The organism is Vibrio sp. 1249-1, assembly GCF_033340495.1.
Genome location: NZ_JAWOWJ010000344.1, coordinates 1 through 827, shown reverse-complemented (window position 1 = coordinate 827; position 827 = coordinate 1). Strand labels below are relative to the sequence as shown.

Below are 827 nucleotides of genomic sequence, written 5' to 3'. Positions count from 1 at the left end.
TGGATAATCTTAAACAAGAAACCCCAGTGTTTCAACTGGGTGGTGCAGGCTATCTGCATTTAGAACAAGCATTTTCAGAAGAAGCCCCAGAACTCGATTTTGTTTTTGACGGCTTATTGGCTGGCACTGTAGGCGGCATTGTTGCGGCTGGCAGCACTGGCAAATCATATTTTGCTTTAGGTCTACTTTCTGATCTTGCTACTGGCAAAGATACTTTAGGCTTAGGCATCAAAGAGTGCGATAAAGGTACGGTTTATCTAACACTCGAAGATCCCCGTGAAATTCTCCATCAGCGTATGCACGCAATTGGTTCTCTTTTAGCACCTGATGACCGCATTAAAATGCAGCGTAGAGCGCACATCGAGAGCCAAGTGGGGAGCCTGATCCACTTAGTGGATAGTAACGGCTTTTACAATCAACGCATTATTGATGCTATGTGCCTTGCATTCGAAGGTAAGCGCCTTGTGATACTCGATACGCTTCGTAGATTCCACTCTGGCAATGAGAACGACTCAGGACACATGAGCACTCTGATCAGTTGCTTTGAGCAAATAGCTCATCGCACTGGTGCTGCAATCCTCTTCCTGCACCACGTAAACAAGACAAGCAACTTCTTAGGCTCAGGGCTTGAGCAAGGTGCTTCTCGTGGCTCTGCGGCTCTTACAGACAACATACGATGCCAAATCAACCTAACAACCATGACAAAGGAAGATGCAAAGCAATTCAATATTGATGAGCTTGAGCGCACTAAGTATGTTCAGCTTTACAACTCAAAAGCCAACTACCAAAAGGACAATGGAATAAGGTGGTTTAAGCGAGGCGTTGGA

1 protein-coding gene is annotated in these 827 nt (G+C 45.6%); it reads left to right on the top strand.

The features are described 5' to 3' along the window. Positions 1-26 precede the first annotated feature (26 nt). Positions 27-827 (top strand): helicase RepA family protein (locus R7Z50_RS26265; RefSeq protein ID WP_318149580.1); only part of this gene is annotated, 801 nt, incomplete at its 3' end.